The following is a 19793-nucleotide window of genomic DNA, read 5'->3' on the forward strand; positions in this document are numbered from 1 at the left end:
TAAACTTCGTAATGAATTACGTATGTTCACTCAGAGACTTGGTATTCATTTTTCGTCCGAGGACGTTAAGAATCCATGTCACTTTGAGTGCCCACACAGATTGTCTGATAAATTGTTAAAGAGCAGTGCCGCTTCGTTTTTCGCTGCGGCGCGGGGTGTGCATATTACGCTTTCCCGCCTCAGAGTCAAGCATTTATTTTTGCTTTTCTCTGCGAGGTTCTCACCGGAACCCCGCTGACCCGGCGGCTTGCTTGCCGTTGTTCCGTGTCAGTGGAGGCGCATTATAGGGAGTAATTCTGAGGTGACAAGGGGAAATTCAAAAAAACTTTTCAACCGTCTCTTTTTTCAACAAAGCGGCGAGGAATGTCGCAAAAAACCGCCGTTTTGCTGTTTTAACCGACGAAACGGGGCGCCTGGTGGCATACTGTTAGAGTAAAGAAAAGAAAGGAACGGCATTTATGTCTTTAAGCGCACAGCAACTGGCGGCACAAAAGAACATCTCCTGGGTACTGGCCGAGAAGCTCGCCCAAAAAATACTGACTGGCGAATATCAGCCGGAAAGCATTCTTCCCGGCGAGATGGAGTTGGGGGAGCAGTTCGGCGTAAGCCGTACCGCCGTCCGTGAAGCGGTGAAGACGCTTACGGCAAAAGGCATGTTGCTACCTCGACCTCGCATTGGCACCCGGGTGATGCCGCGCAGCAGCTGGAACTTCCTGGATAAGGAACTGCTGTCCTGGTGGCTAACAGAAGATAACTTCGAAGAAGTGGTGAGCCACTTTCTCGTCATGCGCAGCAGCCTGGAGCCACAAGCCTGTTTTCTCGCTGCCGCTAACGGCACCGCAGAGCAAAAAGCGCAGCTCAATACCTTAATGGAAGAGATGATTGCCTTGAAACGTCATTTTCAGCGCGATCGCTGGATAGATGTCGATATGGCCTGGCATGAACACATCTATGAAATGAGCGGTAATCCTTTCCTCAGCTCATTCGCTTCTTTATTTCATTCGGTCTACCACACCTACTTCACGTCGATTACGCAAAATGAAGTGGTGAAGCTCGATCTCCACCAGGCGATTGTCGATGCCATTCTCAACAGTGATGCGCCAGGTGCCTTGCTCGCCTGTCAGGCGTTGTTGAACGCCCCTCACCACGTAAATCAATAACAAGGAATTGGCATGAGCAGAAAAAAAGGGCGCAGCATGGCCGGCCTGCCGTGGATCGCGGCGATGGCCTTCTTTATGCAGGCACTGGATGCCACCATTCTTAACACTGCCCTCCCGGCTATTGCCCACAGTCTTAATCGTTCCCCCTTAGCAATGCAGTCGGCCATTATCAGCTATACGCTGACGGTGGCGATGCTGATCCCGGTCAGCGGCTGGCTGGCCGATCGCTTCGGCACGCGCCGGGTCTTTATCATCGCTGTTAGCTTGTTCACTTTGGGGTCCCTCGCCTGCGCGCTCTCCAGCTCATTAATGGAGCTGGTCATTTTTCGGGTGATTCAGGGGATCGGCGGGGCGATGATGATGCCGGTGGCGAGACTGGCGCTGCTGCGCGCCTATCCCCGCAGCGAGCTGCTTCCGGTACTCAACTTTGTGACCATGCCAGGTCTGGTGGGGCCGATACTGGGCCCCGTGCTCGGCGGGGTGTTTGTCACCTGGGCCAGCTGGCATTGGATTTTCCTGATAAACATTCCCATCGGCATCATCGGTATTCTCTATGCCCGCAAATTCATGCCAAATTTCACGACGCCGCGCAGGCGCTTCGATATAACCGGTTTTCTGTTATTTGGCTTAAGCCTGGTACTGTTTTCCAGCGGTATTGAACTGTTTGGAGAAAAAATCGTGGCGACATGGCTGGCGCTGGCCGTGATTGCCGTCAGTCTGTTACTGCTCGTGGCCTATGTTCGCCACGCGCGCCGCCATCCTGCGCCGCTTATCTCGCTCTCTTTATTTAAGACGCATACTTTCTCAGTCGGCATTGCTGGCAACCTTGCCACGCGTTTAGGTACCGGCTGTGTGCCGTTTCTGATGCCGCTGATGCTGCAGGTTGGCTTCGGCTATCCGGCCATTATCGCCGGCTGTATGATTGCCCCTACCGCTATCGGCTCCATTATTGCGAAATCTACCGTTACCCAGGTGCTGCGCTGGTTTGGCTATCGTAAGACCCTGGTGGGGATCACGGTATTTATTGGCCTCATGATTGCCCAGTTCTCGCTGCAGTCGCCAGAGATGCCGCTGTGGATGCTTCTTCTGCCACTGTTTGTGCTGGGGATGGCGATGTCCACGCAGTTCACCTCGATGAATACCATTACGCTGGCCGACCTGACGGATGACAATGCCAGCAGCGGTAACAGCCTGCTGGCGGTGACCCAGCAGCTTTCAATCAGTCTCGGGGTGGCCATCAGCGCTGCGGTGCTGCGCTTCTATGAAGGTTTTGACAATGCCAGCACGGTACAGCAGTTTCACTATACCTTTATAACCATGGGCGTGATCACCATCGTGTCGGCGTTGATGTTTATGCTGTTAAGAGCGAAGGATGGCCGTAATCTGATTAGCGAGCGGCACAAACGCTAAGCGGAGCCGCGAACCACCAGCTCCGGCGTTAACTGAACGCGCTGCTGTTTTTGCTGCGGATCGGCCATTCGATGGATCAGCACATCGATGGCCAGTTCTCCCAGCTCATCTTTTGGCTGGTGAATGGTGGTCAACGGCGGCGTCATATAGCGTGCCAGCTCAATATCATCGTAGCCCACCAGCGCCATGTCCTGCGGGATCTGCAAACCGGCCTGGTACAAGGCCTGATAAGCGCCAACCGCCATGGCATCGTTGCCGACAAATACCGCCTGCGGCCGCTGCGGCAAAACCAGCAGCTGCTGCATCGCGCTAAACCCGCCGCCAAACTCAAAATCACTGGTCACCACGTATCCGTCGGCAACCGGCAGGCCGCAGCGCGCCATCGCAGCATGGTAACCTTCAAGACGCAGACGCGCCGGGGTTTTATCCAGCGGGCCGGCAATACAGGCAATGCGCGAATGCCCCTGGTCAATCAGATACTGGGTCGCCATATCGCCGCCAAGCAGCGAGTTATCCTGAATCAGATCGCTATCGCCATCAAAGGGAGCCCAGTCCATCATGACCGTCGGTACCGACGGATAGCGCTGCATAATTTCCGGAGAAGGCTGATGGGTCTCCGTGCACAGCAGCAGTAGTCCATCGACGCGTTTTTGCATTAGCGTCTCCAGATTACGATTCATTCGCTGCTCATCACCTTCCGTATTACAGAGTACGAGGCTATAACCCCGCTCAAAACAGCTGCGCTCCACGCCCCTCACCAGCTCCGAATAAAACGGATTGGTACTGGCGGTGATGAGCATGCCGATGGTGCGGGTTTGATTAAGCTTGAGGCTACGCGCCAGCGCAGAGGGCGCGTAGTTGAGGCTTTTGATCGCAGCGTCTACTTTGGCGGTAATCGCCTCGCTGACAAAACGGTCCTTATTGATGACGTGTGACACCGTCGATGTGGAAACGCCCGCGATGCGGGCCACATCTTTCATCGTAGCCAAGCATTACCCCTGTTGCGCTAAAAATTCATCAATCTCTGTGCGCCACGGCACGGACGGCTGTGCGCCTTTGCGGGTCACGGCGATCGCCGCCGCGGCATGCGCAAAGCGGATCGCTTCTGGCAGGGAAGTCCCTTCCAGCAACGCGGTTACCAGCGCACCGTTAAAGGTATCACCGGCCGCGATAGTATCAATGGCCTGCACACGAAAGCCCGGGATCCGACGACTTTCGCCTTCGGCACTGAGCCAGACGCCGCGGCTGCCGAGGGTGATCATCACCGTACCAATGCCTTTGGCATGCAGCACGTCGGCGGCTTTTGCCGCATCCTCGTCGCTCTCAACGCGAATACCCGTCAGCTTTTCCGCTTCGGTTTCGTTGGGGGTAATGATATCCACCAGCGCCAGCAACTCATCTGAGAGCTCACGCGCTGGCGCGGGGTTCAGCACCACGGTAGTCTGATGGTGATGAGCGATTCTCGCCGCCGCCAGCACGCTCTCCAGAGGCGTCTCCAGCTGCATTAACAGTGCCTGTGCGCTGGCGATACGTTCTTTTTCGGCCTCAACCTGGGAGACGGAAAGCGCCGCATTGGCGCCGGCATGAATACCGATGACATTCTCACCTTCGGCGTTAACGAAGATTAACGCCACGCCGGTCGCTTCCCCGGCGACCGCGCGCACGGGCGCCACGTCGATTTTGTCGCTCGCCAACTGACGACGGATGCGTTCACCGATATCGTCATCGCCGGTGCAGGCGATAAACGCTATATCCGCTCCGCTGCGCCCGGCGGCCACCGCCTGGTTAGCCCCTTTACCACCGAACGCCACCTGATAGTGGTTGCCGGTGACGGTCTCACCCGGCGTCGGGAAAGTGTCAAGGTTAAGAATGTGATCGGCATTGATGCTGCCAAGGACGACAAGTTTGCCTGCAGTTTTCATCATTTCTGTTCCCGGGAAAGCGCGCCACCGGGATCCGGTGGCGCATGCCCTGCTTTTCTTTTTTTATATTGTCCCTCGGACCGTTGCCAGTCCGAATCGCATATTACTGCTTAACGACCAGCTTCAGCTCAACCGGGTAGTTAGCTTCCACTTTTTCGCCCTTCAGTACCTTATCAGCCGTCTCAACGCCTTTCGCGCCGATCTGCTCCGGCAACTGTGCGACGGTCGCCGCCAGTTTGCCACTGTTTACTGCTTTTTCGCCATCCGGAGTGCCGTCAAATCCAACCACCATCACATCGGATTTGCCTGCAGTCTGCAGCGCACGCAGAGCGCCGAGCGCCATTTCATCATTTTGCGCGAACACCGCCTGCACGTCAGGGTGTGCGGTCAGCAGGTTCTGCATCACGTTCAGCCCTTTGGTACGGTCGAAATCAGCCGGCTGGCTGGCCAGGACATTGAACTTGTGCGCCGCCACAGCTTGTTTAAAGCCTTCGCCGCGCTCGCGCGCCGCAGAAGTTCCGGCAATGCCCTGCAGCTCAATGACTTTCGCACTTTCACCCACTTTTTTCGCGATGTAATCGCCAGCCATTTTTCCGCCCTGCACGTTGTCAGACGCAATGTGGCTCACGACATCACCTTTTGTGGCCTGACGGTCAAGGGTGATGACCGGGATTTTCGCCTGGTTTGCCATCTTCACGGCGTTGCCGACGGCATCAGAGTCGGTGGGGTTGATCAGCAGCAGCTTGGCGCCGCGCACCGTCAAATCCTGGACGTTCGCCAGCTCTTTCGCCGGGTTGTTCTGGGAGTCCAGCACCACCAGGTTGTAGCCCAGCTTGTCAGCTTCTTTTTGCGCGCCGTCTTTCAGCGACACGAAGAACGGGTTATTCAGGGTAGAGATAACCAGAGCGATGGTGTCTTTGGCCATCGCGTTCGCGCTGACGGTCGCACTTAGCGCAACAGCAGAGACCAGGGTCGCCAGTTTTTTCATATTCATAGTTAAGATGTCCTGTAGAGTTCTCAGTTACTGCTTTTTGTTATCTACCAGTACCGCCAGCAAAATCACCACCGCTTTAACGATCATCTGGTAATAGGAAGAAACGCCTAAAAGATTAAGACCATTATTCAGGAAGCCAAGGATCAGCGCGCCAATCAGCGTGCCGACAATGCGTCCTTTACCGCCCGCGAGGCTGGTGCCGCCGAGCACCACCGCCGCAATGGCGTCCAGCTCATAGCCCGTCCCCGCCGTCGGCTGCGCGGAGGAGAGACGCGCCACTTCGATGATCCCAGCCAGCGACGCCAACATCCCGCACAAGGCGTAGACGATAATTTTGACTTTATTGACGCTAATCCCGGACAAACGCGTCGCCGCTTCATTACCGCCCAGAGCGTAAATATAACGGCCCAGGCGAGTATGGTGCAGCATGTACCAGGCCGCCAGGAAGACAATCGCCATGATCCATACCGGCGTCGGGATCCCCAGCGGACGCCCGATGCCAAACCAGCCGAACAGATCGGCGTTATCGCTAAAGCCGGTATTGATCGGGCTGCCGTTGGTATACACCATGGTCACACCGCGCAGCAGCAGCATCATCACCAGGGTGGCGATGAAGGCCTGCACGCGGCCTTTCGCCACAATCACCCCGGTGACTGCGCCGATCGCGGCACCTAATGCGAGGGCGGCAGCGACCGCCACCAGCGCATTAACCTCAATGCCAACAATCGACGCCGCCACCGCACCGGTGAGCGCCAGAAGGGAGCCGACGGACAGGTCGATCCCCGAGGTCAGTATGACCAGCGTCATCCCTACCGCCATGATGGCGTTAACGGAGGTCTGTTGCAGGATATTGAACAGGTTATTGACGGTAAAAAAGTTGGGGCTCATGGTCGATACCACCGCGATCAGCACCAGCAGGGCAATCAGCGATTTTTGCTCCATCAGCCACGCTTTCGTGAAATAACGGCGACCAGTAACAGCCTGGGTTGTCATCTTTCTTACTCCTGATTCACACGGTTAAGCTTGCCCACAGCGGCAGCCATCAATACTTCCTGGGTGGCCTGCTCGCGTGTGAATTCACCGCCGAGATGCCCTTCATGCATCACAATGATGCGATCGCTCATGCCCAACACCTCCGGCATCTCAGAGGAGACCAGAATGATGCTCAGGCCATCGGCTTTGAACTGATTGATGAGCTGGTAGATCTCTTTCTTCGCCCCGACGTCGACGCCGCGGGTCGGTTCATCAAGGATCAGCACCTTCGGCCGGGTCATCAGCCCGCGGGCAATGGCGACCTTTTGCTGGTTGCCGCCGGAAAGCAGGCCGATCGCCTGCTCCATGGACGGCGTTTTTACGTTAAACAGCCGAATGAAATCACTGACCGCCTGCTGTTCATCTTTATGTTTGAGGCTGCCACCCGCCCGGCTGAAGTAGCGCAACGCAGTCAAGGACATGTTTTCTTTTACCGACATCCCGAGAACCAGGCCATCGCGCTTACGATCTTCGGAGATATAGACAATGCCGTTCGCCAGACCGTCCTGCGGCGAACGAGTCACCACTTCATGGCCATCCAGCGTCACGGAGCCGCTGCTGCGCGGCAGCGCGCCGTACAGCACTTTCATCAGTTCGGTCCGTCCGGCGCCCATCAGCCCGGCAACACCCAGGATTTCTCCCTGGCGCAGGGTAAAGGTCACATTTTCCACGCCCGGGCCGCAGAGATTGTCGACTTTCAAGCGTACCGCACCCGGCGTTTTATCAAGATGCGGGTACTGTTCCTCCAGCTTGCGGCCAACCATCATCTCGATCAGACGGTCTTCATCCAGAGAAGCCACTTCGCGCTCGGCGATAAACTGCCCGTCGCGAAAGACGGTGACATCGTCGCAAATCTCGAAGATCTCTTTCATACGGTGGGAGATATAGACAATGCCGCGCCCCTGTGACTTCAGTTCGCGGATGACGCGGAACAGCGATTCGGTTTCGGTATCGGTCAGCGCATCGGTCGGTTCATCCATAATGATGACCTTTGACTCGAAGCTCAGCACTTTGGCGATCTCCACCATTTGCTGATCGCCAATCGACAGATCGCCCACCAGCTTCTGGCTGTTAAAGCGGAGATTCAGCTTTGCCAGCAGCTTGTCGGCTTCGGTATACATCTGCTTCCAGTCGATTTTGCCGAAGCGGTTAACGAACTCGCGGCCAAGGAAGATGTTCTCGGCAATCGTTAATTGCGGGATCAGGTTCAGTTCCTGGTGGATGATGCCGATCCCGGCTTCCTGGGAGGATTTTGGGCCGTTAAAGGTCGTCTCTTTGCCTAACCACAGCAAAGAGCCGGCATCACGGGTGTAGATCCCGGTCAGCACCTTCATCATAGTGGACTTGCCGGCGCCATTTTCCCCTACCAGCGCCATCACCCGACCGGCATAGACATTCAGCGCCGCGCCGGAGAGCGCCTTGACGCCAGGGAACGCTTTGTCGATCCCTTTCAGTTGCAATAAGGCTTCCATGACGGCGACCTCAGAACGTGACGCCGGCACAGAGAATGATATTCGCAAACGGGGAACACTCCCCGCTGCGAATTACCGCCTGACTGTCTGCGGTTTGTTTTTTGAACTGCTCATGACTGGTGTAACGAATTTCAATGGTATTTCCCTGGTGCTGCTGCAGCTGCTCAAGGTGAGTGAGCAACGTCGCGTGGAGCTGCGGATTATGGGTTTTAATCTCTTCCGCGATAACAGCCGCTTCAACCTGCATTTCCGTCGTCACCACTTCCAGCACCTGCATAAATGAAGGTACGCCCTGCGTCAGCGCCATATCAATGCGCGTGCTGCTGCGGGGAACCGGTAATCCGGCATCGCAGACCACCAGCGTATCGGTGTGGCCCAGGCGGGAAATGACCGCGGAAATATCAGCGTTAAGTACGGTGCCTTTTTTCATTTTTTCTCTTTTGCTCCACTAGCGAAACGTTTCGCTAAAATAATTATTATCAATGTGTGAGCAGAAAACCATCATCAGAGAAGAGAAATGTGATCGCCATCGAAACGTTTCGCGAAGCATAGACAGGACGTTACAGCCGGAGTGAGAAACAAAAAGCCCTTCGCAATGGAAGGGCTTTTTTTACATCATATTTCGACCTGGGTACCGAGCTCGATAACCCGGTTTGGCGGGATTTCAAACTGATCCGGCGCGCGCAGGGCGTTACGCTGCAGCAGCAGATAAAGCTTGCCGCGCAGACGCAGATACCACGGTCGTTTGCCGATAATCAGCGACTCATGCGACATAAAGAACGAGGTCTCCATCATCCGGCAGCTGAGTCCTTCCAGGCCACAGCGATGGAATACTTCTTCAACGTTTGGCGTTTCCCGCCAGCCGTAGCTGGCCACCACCCGCCAGAACGACGGCGACAACTGCTCAATCTGCACCCGGCGAACGTTATGCACGTAAGGCGCGTCTTCGGTGCGCAAGGTCAGAAGGATCACTCGCTCATGCAGCACCTTGTTGTGCTTCAGGTTATGCAGCAGGGCAAACGGGATCACGTTCAGGGCGCGGGACATATACACCGCGGTACCCGGCACACGCACCGGCGGTGACTTCTCCAGCGAAGAGATCATCGCTTCCAGCGAGTTACCGTGCTCGTGCATCCGGCGCAGCAGGCGGAAACGCTCGCTCTTCCAGGTGGTCATCACCGTAAACATCACCAGCCCCAGAGACAACGGTAGCCAGCCACCGGAGACAATCTTATCGAGGTTCGCCGAGAACAGCGGAATATCGATACACAGGAAGGCCACCAGCATCAGGCCGACAAACAGCTTATTCCAGTGCCAGTTTTTGCGCGCCACCGTTGCCGACAGAATGGAGGTCAGCACCATGGTGCCCGTTACCGCGATACCGTACGCCGCCGCCAGATTAGAAGAGTGCTCAAAGCTGACAATGACGATAACCACAGAAACGTACAGCAGCCAGTTAATGAACGGGATGTAAATCTGCCCGGACTCCATTTCCGAGGTGTGGATAATGCGCATCGGCGACAGATAGCCCAGACGCACTGCCTGACGGGTCAGGGAGAAGACCCCGGAGATCACCGCCTGCGAGGCGATAACCGTCGCGAGAGTGGAGATAATCAACATCGGGATCAGCGCCCACTCCGGCGCCAGCAGGAAGAACGGGTTTTTAATCGCTTCCGGGTGCTTCAGCAGCAGCGCGCCCTGGCCAAAGTAGTTCAGCACCAGCGAGGGCAGCACGACGGAGAACCAGGCCACGCGGATCGGCAGTTTGCCAAAGTGCCCCATATCGGCGTACAGCGCTTCCACCCCGGTAATCGACAGCACCACCGCACCGAGCGCAATAAAGGAAACCGTTTTGTACTGCAGGAAAAAGTGCACCGCCCAGTAGGGGTTTAGCGCCTGCAGAACTTCCGGGTTATCGAGGATGCTGCGCGCGCCAAGCACTGCCAGCAACAGGAACCAAATCAGCATAATCGGCGCAAACAGCTTGCCGACCATTCCGGTCCCGTGCTTCTGGATCACAAACAGCAGGGTCAGCACGATAATGGAAATAGGGACAATCCAGGTATCAAGCTGCGGAGCGATAATTTCTAGCCCCTCTATCGCCGACATAACGGAAATCGCCGGCGTAATCACCACTTCGCCATAGAAGAAGCTACCGCCGATCAGGCCGAGGATCACCAGTACGGAGGTCATTCGGGCCGAGGTATTACGTCCGGCCAGCGACATCAGCGTTAAGATCCCCCCTTCCCCGGCGTTATCCGCCCGCATTACGAAGGTGATGTATTTAATCGATACGGTAAAGATTAACAGCCAGAAAATCAGCGACAAAAAGCCAAACACGGCATCGCGCTCAACGCCAAAGCCGAACTGACCTGACAGGCATTCGCGCAAGGTATACAGTGGACTGGTACCGATATCGCCGTACACCACGCCGATGGCCGCCAACGTTAATGCCGGCAACGATTGTTTATTATCAGTGCTCATAGACTAGTCTTTTCGTTTATAAAACAAATGTGTGCCTAGTCCCTTGGCCCACAAAAAGCGCACAGTATGCACGATTATTTGCGAAATCGTACCCCTAACAGACACCATATTAACCTGGCTCAAAAAAAATAAATCGATTCTTCAGGCTATTACCGCCCCTGCTCTAACATCTATACTCGACCCAATAACGATACATGACAAAGCACGCAACTCAATTATGGCTCAAACACATTTACTGGCTGAAAGAATTTCCCGGCTCAGCGCGGCACTCGAAAAAGGACTCTTTGAACGCAGCCACGCAATACGCCTCTGCCTGCTGGCGGCGCTCAGCGGTGAGAGCGTTTTTTTGCTCGGCCCACCGGGGATCGCCAAAAGCCTGATTGCCCGCCGCCTCAAGTTCGCCTTCCAGCAGGCGCGCGCTTTTGAATACCTGATGACCCGCTTCTCCACCCCGGAAGAGGTTTTTGGGCCACTGTCCATTCAGGCGCTGAAAGATGAAGGCCGTTACGAACGTTTAACCGCCGGCTACCTGCCGGAAGCAGAAATCGTGTTTCTCGATGAAATATGGAAAGCGGGTCCGGCCATCCTCAACACCCTGCTGACGGCGATTAACGAACGTCACTTCCGCAATGGCGCGCACGAAGAGAAAATCCCGATGCGCCTGCTGGTGGCCGCGTCGAACGAACTCCCCGAAGCCGACAGCAGTCTGGAAGCGCTGTATGACCGAATGCTGATCCGTCTGTGGCTTGATAAAGTGCAGGATAAAGGTAATTTCCGTTCAATGCTGCTCAGCCAGCAGGATGAAAACATCAATCCAGTGCCCAGCGCGCTGCAGGTTAGCGACGAAGAGTTTACCCAATGGCAGCAGCAGATCGGCAATATCAAACTGCCAGACGCGGTGTTTGAGCTGATATTCCAGCTCCGCCAGCAGCTGGATGCTCTACCAAATGCGCCGTACGTCTCGGATCGCCGTTGGAAAAAGGCCATTCGCCTGCTGCAGGCCAGCGCCTTCTTCAGCGGGCGCGACAGCATCGCGCCGATAGATCTGATCCTGCTGAAAGATTGTCTGTGGCACAACGTCGAGAGCATGAACCTGATGTCGCAGCAGCTGGAAACGCTAATGACCTGTCACGCCTGGCAACAGCAGGCGATGTTGACGCGGCTGGGGGCCATTGTCCAGCGACGCATTCAGATCCAACAGCAGCAAAGCGATAAAACGGCGCTGAAGGTCACCCGCCTTGGCGGGATGTTTAGCCGCAAACCGCACTATGAACTGCCGGTGGAGATCCAGGGGGCCACCCTGACGCTGCTGCTGCAGCAGCCGCTCAAACTTCACGATATGGAAGTGATCCACATTACTTTTGAACGCGAGGCGTTAGCCAACTGGCTGGAAAAAGGCGGTGAGATCCGCGGTAAGCTCAACGGGATCGGCTTTGCCCAACTGCTCAATATGGATGTCGACACCAGCCAGCACCTGGTCGTCCGCGACGTCAGCCTGCAGGGCTCACGCCTCGCGCTGCCCGGTAGCGCATCGCAGGAGAACATGCCGGCAGAAATTCGCCAACAGCTGGAGGCGCTCGATGATGAGTGGCACCAGCAACACAACCGCTTCAGCGAGCAGCAAAAATGTCTGTTTATCCCGGTCGAGTGGCTGGGAAGAATCGAAGCCAGCCTGCAGGACGTCGGCGCGCAGATTAAACAGGCGAAGCAGCCATGACGCTCGATATGCTGAATGTCATGCTGGCAGTCAGCGAAGAGGGAATGATCGAGGAGATGCTGCTGGCGCTGCTGGCCTCTCCTCAGCTGGCAGTGTTCTTTGAAAAATTTCCCCGCCTGAAAAACATCATCGCGGCGGATATTCCGCGCTGGCGTGAAGCCGTTCGCGCCCGTTTGAAAGAAGTTAACGTCCCGCCGGATCTGGACGCCGAAGTGCAAACCTATCAGCAGGCTCAGCTACTCTCTACCTCGCAGTTTATTGTCCAGCTCCCGCAGATCCTCGGCAAACTGCACCAGCTACAGTCTCCTTTTGCCGCTCAGGCGCAGAAGCTGGTGGATGACAATGCCACCTTTACCCCAGCGCTGCATACGCTGTTTTTACAGCGCTGGCGCCTGAGCCTGGTGGTGCAAGCCACCAGCCTTAACCAGCAGCTGCTGGATGAAGAACGCGATCAGTTACTCAGCGAGGTCCAGGAACGAATGACGCTCAGCGGTCAGCTCGATCCGGTACTGGCGGAAAATGACACTGCCGCCGGGCGTCTGTGGGATATGAGCGCTGGCGAACTCAAACGCGGCGACTATCAGCTGATCGTGCGCTATGGCGATTTTCTCAACCAGCAACCGGAGCTACTGCAGCTGGCGGAACAGCTCGGACGTTCGCGGGAAGCGAAATCCGTGCCGAAGAAAGACGCCCCGATGGAAACCTTTCGCAGCCTGGTGCGCGAGCCAGCGACAGTGCCGGAGCAAGTCGACGGCCTCCAGCAGAGTGACGACATTCTTCGCCTGCTGCCGCCGGAGCTGGCGACACTCGGCATCACGGAGCTGGAGTTTGAATTTTATCGCAAGCTGGTGGAGAAACAGCTGCTCACCTACCGGCTGCATGGCGACGCCTGGCGTGAGAAAATCACCGAACGCCCGGTAACACGGCAGGATTTTGATGAACAGCCGCGCGGGCCCTTTATTGTCTGCGTCGATACGTCAGGGTCGATGGGCGGTTTTAACGAGCAGTGCGCTAAGGCCTTTTGTCTGGCCCTGATGCGCGTCGCGCTGGCCGATAACCGTCGCTGCTTTATTATGCTGTTCTCCAGCGAAGTGGTGCATTACGAACTGACCAGCGAGCGCGGGCTGGAGCAGGCGATCCGCTTTTTAAGCCAGCGCTTTCGCGGCGGTACCGATCTGGCCAGCTGTTTTCGCGCCATCATTGAACGTCTGCAAAACCCCCAGTGGGTGGATGCGGATGCCGTCGTGATCTCTGACTTTATCGCCCAGCGGTTGCCGGATGAGGTGATTGCTCAGGTGGGGGAACTACAGCGTAAGCACCAGCACCGTTTTCACGCGGTGGCGATGTCAGTACACGGCAAACCCGGCATCATGCGCATCTTCGATCATATCTGGCGCTTTGATACCGGGCTGCGTAGCCGCCTGCTGCGACGCTGGCGGCGCTAATTCATTACAGCAGCGCGGAAACGCTTTCGCGAACCTGCGCCGGCCATACGCCGCACTGCACCTGGCCGATATGGTCAAGCTGCAGCAGCAGCATCGTCAGACGAGACTGACCAATGCCGCCGCCGATAGTCTGCGGCATCTCGCCGCGCAGCAGCGCCTGGTGCCATTCAAGCTGTAGGCGATCTTCATCGCCGGTCACGGCCAGCTGGCGCTTCAGCGCTTCAGCGTCAACGCGGATCCCCATTGAGGAGATCTCGAAAGCATCTTCCAGCACCGGGTTCCATACCAGGATATCGCCGTTCAGACCGGCAAAGCCTTCAGAAACCTCTGTGCTCCAGTCATCATAATCCGGCGCACGCACGTCGTGGCGCTTACCGTCAGACAGTTTGCCGCCGATACCAATTAAGAAGACGGCCCCCAACTCTTTGGCAATGGCTCGCTCACGGCCCTTGGCATCAAGATCGGGATAGCGGCTCAGCAGCTCCTGGCTGTGAACAAAATGGATCTGTTCCGGCAGAAACGGCTTCAGGCCAAATTCCTGGCTGACCGCCAGCTCGGTAGCTTTGATCCCGGCGTAGATCGCCTCGACGGTTGCCTTCAGGGTGCCGACGTGACGCTCTTCATCCCCCATCACGCGCTCCCAGTCCCACTGGTCGACATAGACAGAATGGATAGGCGTCAGACGGTCTTCATCGGGGCGAAGGGCCTTCATGTGCGTGTACAGCCCTTCGCCCGCGCTGAAGTCGTGTTGTCCCAGGGTTTGACGCTTCCACTTCGCCAGCGAATGAACCACTTCGAACTGGGCGTCGGGCAGTGTTTTCACTTTTACCTGAACCGCTTTCTCGCAGCCGGACAAGTTGTCCTGTGTCCCATCTCCTACGCGGCTTAAGATCGGCGCCTGGACTTCAATCAGGCCAAGCTTCTCTTCCAGCTGACGGGAAAAATGGGATTTAACGAAACTAATCTGGCGTTGTTTTGCGATGTATGCGGTTTTCATTTTTTATGACTCCTGCGTCCTGTTGCCATTGATTAAGCAACAAAACAGGCCAGTAATACAATAATCAATCAATAAAAAGCCTCATCAACTTTTAATTCATCAAAATATGACGCTAAAATAGTAAGAACCCTCAAACTTCATAAGAAAAAGATATGGAAAATTATCAGATCGACAATCTGGACCGCGGCATTCTCGATGCACTGATGGCCAACGCTCGTACCGCCTACGCCGAACTGGCCAAACAGTTCAGCGTCAGCCCAGGCACCATTCACGTACGTGTTGAGAAGATGAAGCAGGCGGGCATCATTACCGGAGCGCGCATTGACGTTAGCCCCAAGCAACTGGGCTATGATGTCGGCTGCTTTATCGGCATTATTCTCAAGAGCGCCAAGGACTACCCTTCCGCCCTTGCTCGCCTGGAAAGCCTGGAGGAGGTCACCGAGGCTTATTACACCACCGGCCACTACAGCATCTTTATTAAGGTGATGTGTAAATCCATCGATGCCCTGCAGCAGGTACTTATCAACAAGATCCAAACAATTGATGAAATTCAGTCCACCGAGACTCTGATCGTGCTGCAGAACCCTATCATGCGTACCATCAAGCCCTGATCGCTTTTTTTAATCCCACATTTTTCCACAGGTAGATCCCAGCTCGCTCACAGCGTACAATACGCCACTCTGAACAGTTGAGCGGGCGATCGGCGATCATGGCAGACATTACACTTATCAGCGGCAGCACCTTGGGCAGTGCGGAATATGTAGCAGAGCATCTGGCGGAAAAGCTGGAAGAAGCCGGCTACAGCACTGAAATCCAGCACGGTCCGCTGGTTGACGATCTGCAGGCGGAAGGGATCTGGTTAGTTATCTCTTCAACGCATGGCGCCGGCGACATTCCCGACAACCTGGTTCCCTTCTATGACGCATTGCTGGAGCAGAAGGCCGATCTTTCCGCCGTGCGCTTTGGCGCCATCGGGATCGGCAGCCGCGAATACGACACCTTCTGCGGCGCGATCGATAAATTAGAAGCAGCATTGAAGGCCAGCGGCGCAAAACAGATTGGCGAAACGCTGAAAATTAACGTACTGGAACATGAAATTCCGGAGGATCCAGCGGAAATCTGGCTGGGATCCTGGAAAAATTTGCTCTGAGAATTGTAAAGATCGTCGGATCTTCTGTGGATAACCATGCTTAAAAGCTTGGATCAACCGGTAGTTATCCAAAGAATAACCGTCGTATGGTTTTTGTGCTGTGTATAACCCTTCATTTTGATCTCAGCTTATACGGACCAGGATCACCGATCATTCACAGATAGTGATCCTTCTTAAGCATTTGATCTTACTTCGCGGATCCGACTTATCCACAAAGAGAGTCGATCCTAATAAGAGATCACAATAGAACAGATCTCTATATAAAGATCTTCTTTTTAATACTCAGGATCCCGGAGTCTTTCTCAAAAGAGCAAAGCCGAGTAGAATCCACGGCCCGGGCTTCAATCCATTTTCAAACCGCGTTATGCGAGGCAGATCACCATGTTTTATCAGGATCCTTTTGACGTCATTATCATTGGCGGGGGTCATGCAGGCACTGAGGCCGCGATGGCCGCAGCGCGAATGGGCCAACAAACCCTGCTTTTGACACACAATATCGACACGCTGGGGCAGATGAGCTGCAACCCGGCGATTGGCGGCATTGGGAAAGGACACCTGGTAAAAGAAGTGGACGCACTCGGCGGATTGATGGCAACCGCGATCGATCAGGCGGGTATTCAGTTTAGGATACTAAACGCCAGCAAAGGGCCCGCGGTACGTGCCACTCGTGCCCAGGCAGACCGCGTGCTGTATCGTCAGGCGGTACGCACCGCGCTGGAGAACCAGCCGAACCTGATGATCTTCCAGCAGGCGGTGGAAGATCTGATTGTGGAAAACGATCGCGTCGTGGGCGCCGTCACTCAGATGGGCCTCAAATTCCGTGCCAAAGCGGTGGTGCTGACCGTCGGGACCTTCCTCGATGGCAAAATCCATATTGGTCTGGACAACTACAGCGGCGGGCGTGCCGGCGATCCGCCGTCAATTCCACTGTCTCGTCGTCTGCGTGAGCTGCCGCTGCGTGTAAGCCGCCTGAAAACCGGAACCCCACCGCGTATTGACGCCCGTACCATCGATTTCAGCGTGCTGGCGCAACAGCACGGTGATAACCCAATGCCGGTCTTCTCGTTCATGGGATCCGCGGATCAGCATCCGCGCCAGGTGCCGTGCTATATCACCCACACCAACGAGAAAACCCATGACGTGATCCGCAATAACCTCGATCGCAGCCCAATGTACGCTGGGGTGATCGAAGGGATCGGACCACGCTATTGTCCGTCGATCGAAGACAAAGTCATGCGCTTTGCCGATCGCAATCAGCATCAGATCTTCCTTGAACCGGAAGGCCTGACCTCAAACGAAATTTATCCGAACGGCATCTCCACCAGCCTGCCGTTTGATGTGCAAATGCAAATCGTCCGCTCAATGCAGGGGATGGAGAACGCGCGGATCGTCCGTCCCGGCTACGCCATTGAGTACGATTTCTTCGACCCACGCGATCTGAAGCCAACGCTTGAGAGCAAATTCATTCAGGGTCTGTTCTTTGCCGGACAGATCAACGGTACCACCGGTTATGAAGAAGCCGCTGCTCAGGGTCTGCTGGCCGGTCTTAACGCCGCCCGCTTCTCTGCGGAAAAAGAGGGCTGGGCGCCGCGTCGCGATCAGGCTTATCTCGGCGTGCTGGTGGATGACCTGTGCACCTTGGGTACCAAAGAACCGTACCGCATGTTTACCTCCCGTGCCGAATATCGTCTGATGCTGCGCGAAGATAACGCCGACCTGCGCCTGACCGAACAGGGGCGCGAACTGGGTCTGGTGGACGATGAACGCTGGGCGCGGTACAACGAGAAGCTGGAAAGCATTGAACGTGAACGCCAGCGTCTGAAATCGACCTGGGTGAACCCGCAGGCAGAGAGCGCTGCCGAAGTGAACGCTCACCTGACCGCGCCGTTGTCACGTGAAGCGAGTGGTGAAGATCTGCTGCGTCGTCCGGAAATGACCTACGAACAGCTGGTACAGCTTTCTCCGTTTGCGCCAGGCCTGCAGGATCAACAAGCGGCCGAGCAGGTAGAGATCCAGGTGAAGTATGAAGGCTACATCGCTCGCCAGCAGGATGAGATTGAGAAACAGCAGCGCAATGAGAATACCGTACTGCCGGCGACGCTCGATTACCGCCAGGTCACCGGGCTGTCTAACGAAGTGATCGCCAAACTGAACGACCATAAGCCGTCGTCGATAGGGCAGGCGTCACGTATTTCCGGGATCACGCCGGCGGCGATCTCTATTTTGCTGGTCTGGCTGAAAAAGCAGGGGATGCTGCGCCGCAGCGCCTGATTGCGGCCACCTGCCAGCGCTGATTTCGCAGTTGCATAATCAGCGTTCGCCTTTATCATTCATAGCCCGGTAAGCGTTAGCGCCTCCGGGCTCATTATTTTTTGAAGGTACTGACCGTGCTCAACAAACTTTCTCGTCTGCTGGATGAAGCGGGTATTTCGCTCACCGATCACCAGAAAAACCAGCTGGTGGCTTATGTCGGGCTGCTCGATAAGTGGAACAAAGCCTATAATTTGACTTCCGTTCGCGATCCGAATGAGATGCTGGTGCGTCATATCCTCGACAGCATCATCGTGGCGCCTTATCTGCAGGGGTCGCGCTTTATCGATGTCGGGACCGGACCGGGACTCCCTGGTGTTCCATTGGCCATCGTGCGTCCGGAGTCGCATTTCACCCTGCTCGACAGTCTCGGCAAGCGCGTGCGCTTCCTGCGTCAGGTGCAGCATGAACTGAATCTGGAGAACATTACTCCGGTGCAAAGTCGCGTGGAAGCCTTCCCTGCCGAACCGCCGTTTGATGGGGTCATTAGTCGCGCCTTCGCGTCGCTCAATGATATGGTGAGCTGGTGCCATCATCTGCCGGCGGCGAACGGTCACTTCTATGCGCTCAAAGGGTTAGCGCAAAAAGAAGAAATGGAAAATCTGCCGGAAGGATATGCCATTGCCGAGGTGATTGAGCTGCATGTTCCTCAGTTGGAAGGGGAGCGGCACCTGGTGGTGATCACGCCAAAATCGCGTTAGTTTTTATCAAAAAATGTGGAAAAAATGTGGCCTGCGGATGTTACAAAAATAAAGGTCACCTTCCGATATTATCGGGCTGCATTTAACCATGTTTTTACTATGGCTTTTCTTGCAGTTAACTTAGCGTAAGTGATTCACTGACAAAATAGTCAACTTTGAAAATATCAGTGTGCTAAAAATCGACACGGATAAACAGCATAGTGATGTTAAATTTTTATTATAAATGTCAATAAAAGGTTTTTATTGTATGTGGGGTTGTTTTAGATAATGTCCTCACTTTTTATCTTGAATATCAAAAGCATGAAAAATAGTGTTTTATGTCCTTGATTCATTAAAGGGCACGTGAAATGTTTATTATGTGATCTAATGCACGCTTTAATTGCCGTGTTTACTCACTATTTGCAGTTTTGTATGACCGCTCACAGAACGCTGAAATGCACGGAAAGTTGTCCGTTGGAAAATAATTAAACATTTATTCACTATTTTGCTACTTATTGTTTGAATTCACGGGGCGTCACCGTATAATTTGTCCGCTTTTTGATGCTTGACTCTTCGTCTTAAAGGACGTTTTATACGACACGCGACATACCTCAAAGGGAGCAGGAGTAAAAACGTGATGTCAGTGTCGCTCTTGAGTCGAAACGTTGCTCGCAAGCTTCTGTTTATTCAGTTACTGGCAGTAATAGCAAGTGGACTGCTGTTCAGCCTCAAAGACCCCTTCTGGGGCATTTCCGCATTATGCGGCGGTTTGGCAGTGGTTTTGCCAAACCTGATGTTTATGATTTTTGCCTGGCGTCATCAGGCGCATACACCAGCAAAAGGCCGTGTGGCCTGGACCTTCGCCTTCGGTGAAGCCTTCAAGGTGTTGCTGACCTTCGCCCTTCTGGCGATGGCGCTGGCTGTTTTAAAAGTGGTATTTATGCCGCTGATCGTGACGTGGGTTTTGGTGCTGGTGGTACAAGTTCTGGCGCCAGCTGTAATTAACAACAAAGGGTAAAG

General features: G+C 55.0%; 17 protein-coding genes. 9 read left to right on the forward strand and 8 right to left on the reverse strand.

Annotated elements, in window-relative coordinates; translation table 11 throughout:
- Positions 1-458: 458 nt before the first annotated feature.
- Both CWM58_RS25485 and mdtD read left to right on the forward strand, forming a co-directional pair.
- Positions 459-1160 (forward strand): FadR/GntR family transcriptional regulator, encoded by a 702-nt coding sequence (locus CWM58_RS25485; RefSeq protein WP_100682097.1) that lies wholly within the window; start codon positions 459-461, stop codon positions 1158-1160.
- 12 nt (positions 1161-1172) lie between these two features.
- On the forward strand, positions 1173-2570 hold the full coding sequence (gene mdtD, locus CWM58_RS25490; protein WP_100682098.1) for a multidrug transporter subunit MdtD: 1398 nt from the start codon (positions 1173-1175) through the stop codon (positions 2568-2570).
- On the opposite strand, the gene rbsR is transcribed toward mdtD, so the two are convergent.
- The 7 genes from rbsR to kup all read right to left on the reverse strand — a co-directional run bounded on the left by rbsR (position 2567) and on the right by kup (position 10474).
- Positions 2567-3559 carry a ribose operon transcriptional repressor RbsR gene (gene rbsR, locus CWM58_RS25495; protein WP_077274715.1) on the reverse strand — a complete coding sequence of 331 codons (993 nt, stop codon included), beginning with the start codon at positions 3557-3559 and terminating at the stop codon, positions 2567-2569. The genes mdtD and rbsR overlap by 4 nt on opposite strands.
- Positions 3560-3562: 3 nt before the next feature.
- Positions 3563-4495 carry a ribokinase gene (gene rbsK / locus CWM58_RS25500; RefSeq protein WP_162678220.1) on the reverse strand — a complete coding sequence of 311 codons (933 nt, stop codon included), beginning with the start codon at positions 4493-4495 and terminating at the stop codon, positions 3563-3565.
- A 100-nt stretch (positions 4496-4595) separates the two neighbouring features.
- Positions 4596-5486, reverse strand: a complete 891-nt coding sequence (gene rbsB / locus CWM58_RS25505; protein ID WP_012969238.1) for a ribose ABC transporter substrate-binding protein RbsB — start codon at positions 5484-5486, stop codon at positions 4596-4598.
- Between the two features lie 27 nt (positions 5487-5513).
- Positions 5514-6479 (reverse strand): ribose ABC transporter permease, encoded by a 966-nt coding sequence (gene rbsC, locus CWM58_RS25510; protein WP_008806709.1) that lies wholly within the window; start codon positions 6477-6479, stop codon positions 5514-5516.
- Between the two features lie 5 nt (positions 6480-6484).
- Complete coding sequence (rbsA, locus tag CWM58_RS25515) at positions 6485-7990, reverse strand: ribose ABC transporter ATP-binding protein RbsA (RefSeq protein ID WP_100682099.1); 1506 nt, start codon at positions 7988-7990, stop codon at positions 6485-6487.
- A gap of 10 nt (positions 7991-8000) precedes the next feature.
- A complete protein-coding gene (gene rbsD / locus CWM58_RS25520; protein ID WP_002882527.1) occupies positions 8001-8420 on the reverse strand; it encodes a D-ribose pyranase in 420 nt (139 codons plus the stop codon).
- A 185-nt stretch (positions 8421-8605) separates the two neighbouring features.
- Positions 8606-10474 (reverse strand): low affinity potassium transporter Kup, encoded by a 1869-nt coding sequence (gene kup, locus CWM58_RS25525; protein ID WP_061156284.1) that lies wholly within the window; start codon positions 10472-10474, stop codon positions 8606-8608.
- Positions 10475-10691: 217 nt separating this feature from the next.
- On the opposite strand from kup, the gene ravA reads away from it, so the two are divergent.
- Both ravA and viaA read left to right on the forward strand, forming a co-directional pair.
- Positions 10692-12191, forward strand: a complete 1500-nt coding sequence (ravA, locus tag CWM58_RS25530; protein WP_061156285.1) for an ATPase RavA — start codon at positions 10692-10694, stop codon at positions 12189-12191.
- The gene (viaA, locus tag CWM58_RS25535; protein ID WP_008806714.1) at positions 12188-13636 is read left to right on the forward strand and encodes an ATPase RavA stimulator ViaA; all 1449 of its coding nucleotides are present in this window, start codon (positions 12188-12190) and stop codon (positions 13634-13636) included. The genes ravA and viaA overlap by 4 nt, the downstream gene beginning before the upstream one ends.
- 4 nt (positions 13637-13640) lie before the next feature.
- Here viaA and asnA read toward each other — a convergent pair whose 3' ends face one another.
- Positions 13641-14633, reverse strand: coding sequence for an aspartate--ammonia ligase (asnA, locus tag CWM58_RS25540; protein ID WP_032733977.1), 993 nt, complete (start codon positions 14631-14633; stop codon positions 13641-13643).
- Positions 14634-14785: 152 nt separating this feature from the next.
- On the opposite strand from asnA, the gene asnC reads away from it, so the two are divergent.
- The 5 genes from asnC to atpI all read left to right on the forward strand — a co-directional run bounded on the left by asnC (position 14786) and on the right by atpI (position 19791).
- Positions 14786-15244: a transcriptional regulator AsnC gene (asnC, locus tag CWM58_RS25545; RefSeq protein WP_002882510.1), complete on the forward strand. Its 459-nt coding sequence runs from the start codon at positions 14786-14788 to the stop codon at positions 15242-15244.
- Positions 15245-15342: 98 nt separating this feature from the next.
- Positions 15343-15783: an FMN-binding protein MioC gene (mioC, locus tag CWM58_RS25550; protein WP_008806716.1), complete on the forward strand. Its 441-nt coding sequence runs from the start codon at positions 15343-15345 to the stop codon at positions 15781-15783.
- Between the two features lie 381 nt (positions 15784-16164).
- A complete protein-coding gene (gene mnmG / locus CWM58_RS25555) occupies positions 16165-18054 on the forward strand; it encodes a tRNA uridine-5-carboxymethylaminomethyl(34) synthesis enzyme MnmG (protein ID WP_061156287.1) in 1890 nt (629 codons plus the stop codon).
- A gap of 116 nt (positions 18055-18170) precedes the next feature.
- A complete protein-coding gene (rsmG, locus tag CWM58_RS25560; protein ID WP_100682100.1) occupies positions 18171-18794 on the forward strand; it encodes a 16S rRNA (guanine(527)-N(7))-methyltransferase RsmG in 624 nt (207 codons plus the stop codon).
- 616 nt (positions 18795-19410) lie between these two features.
- Complete coding sequence (gene atpI / locus CWM58_RS25565) at positions 19411-19791, forward strand: F0F1 ATP synthase subunit I (protein WP_100682101.1); 381 nt, start codon at positions 19411-19413, stop codon at positions 19789-19791.
- The last annotated feature ends 2 nt before the right edge of the window (positions 19792-19793 follow it).

Origin of the sequence: Klebsiella sp. H-Nf2, from assembly GCF_002806645.1 — a bacterium.
Classification (GTDB): Bacteria; Pseudomonadota; Gammaproteobacteria; order Enterobacterales; family Enterobacteriaceae; genus Klebsiella; species Klebsiella variicola.

Bases quoted from the DNA above. Each gene is read 5' to 3' on its own strand.
- CWM58_RS25485 (WP_100682097.1), top strand. From the start codon at position 459: ATGTCTTTAAGCGCACAGCAACTGGCGGCACAAAAGAACATCTCCTGG.
- mdtD (WP_100682098.1), top strand. From the start codon at position 1,173: ATGAGCAGAAAAAAAGGGCGCAGCATGGCCGGCCTGCCGTGGATCGCG.
- rbsK (WP_162678220.1), bottom strand. From the start codon at position 4,495: ATGATGAAAACTGCAGGCAAACTTGTCGTCCTTGGCAGCATCAATGCC.
- rbsB (WP_012969238.1), bottom strand. From the start codon at position 5,486: ATGAATATGAAAAAACTGGCGACCCTGGTCTCTGCTGTTGCGCTAAGT.
- rbsC (WP_008806709.1), bottom strand. From the start codon at position 6,479: ATGACAACCCAGGCTGTTACTGGTCGCCGTTATTTCACGAAAGCGTGG.
- rbsA (WP_100682099.1), bottom strand. From the start codon at position 7,990: ATGGAAGCCTTATTGCAACTGAAAGGGATCGACAAAGCGTTCCCTGGC.
- rbsD (WP_002882527.1), bottom strand. From the start codon at position 8,420: ATGAAAAAAGGCACCGTACTTAACGCTGATATTTCCGCGGTCATTTCC.
- kup (WP_061156284.1), bottom strand. From the start codon at position 10,474: ATGAGCACTGATAATAAACAATCGTTGCCGGCATTAACGTTGGCGGCC.
- ravA (WP_061156285.1), top strand. From the start codon at position 10,692: ATGGCTCAAACACATTTACTGGCTGAAAGAATTTCCCGGCTCAGCGCG.
- viaA (WP_008806714.1), top strand. From the start codon at position 12,188: ATGACGCTCGATATGCTGAATGTCATGCTGGCAGTCAGCGAAGAGGGA.
- asnA (WP_032733977.1), bottom strand. From the start codon at position 14,633: ATGAAAACCGCATACATCGCAAAACAACGCCAGATTAGTTTCGTTAAA.
- asnC (WP_002882510.1), top strand. From the start codon at position 14,786: ATGGAAAATTATCAGATCGACAATCTGGACCGCGGCATTCTCGATGCA.
- mioC (WP_008806716.1), top strand. From the start codon at position 15,343: ATGGCAGACATTACACTTATCAGCGGCAGCACCTTGGGCAGTGCGGAA.
- mnmG (WP_061156287.1), top strand. From the start codon at position 16,165: ATGTTTTATCAGGATCCTTTTGACGTCATTATCATTGGCGGGGGTCAT.
- atpI (WP_100682101.1), top strand. From the start codon at position 19,411: ATGTCAGTGTCGCTCTTGAGTCGAAACGTTGCTCGCAAGCTTCTGTTT.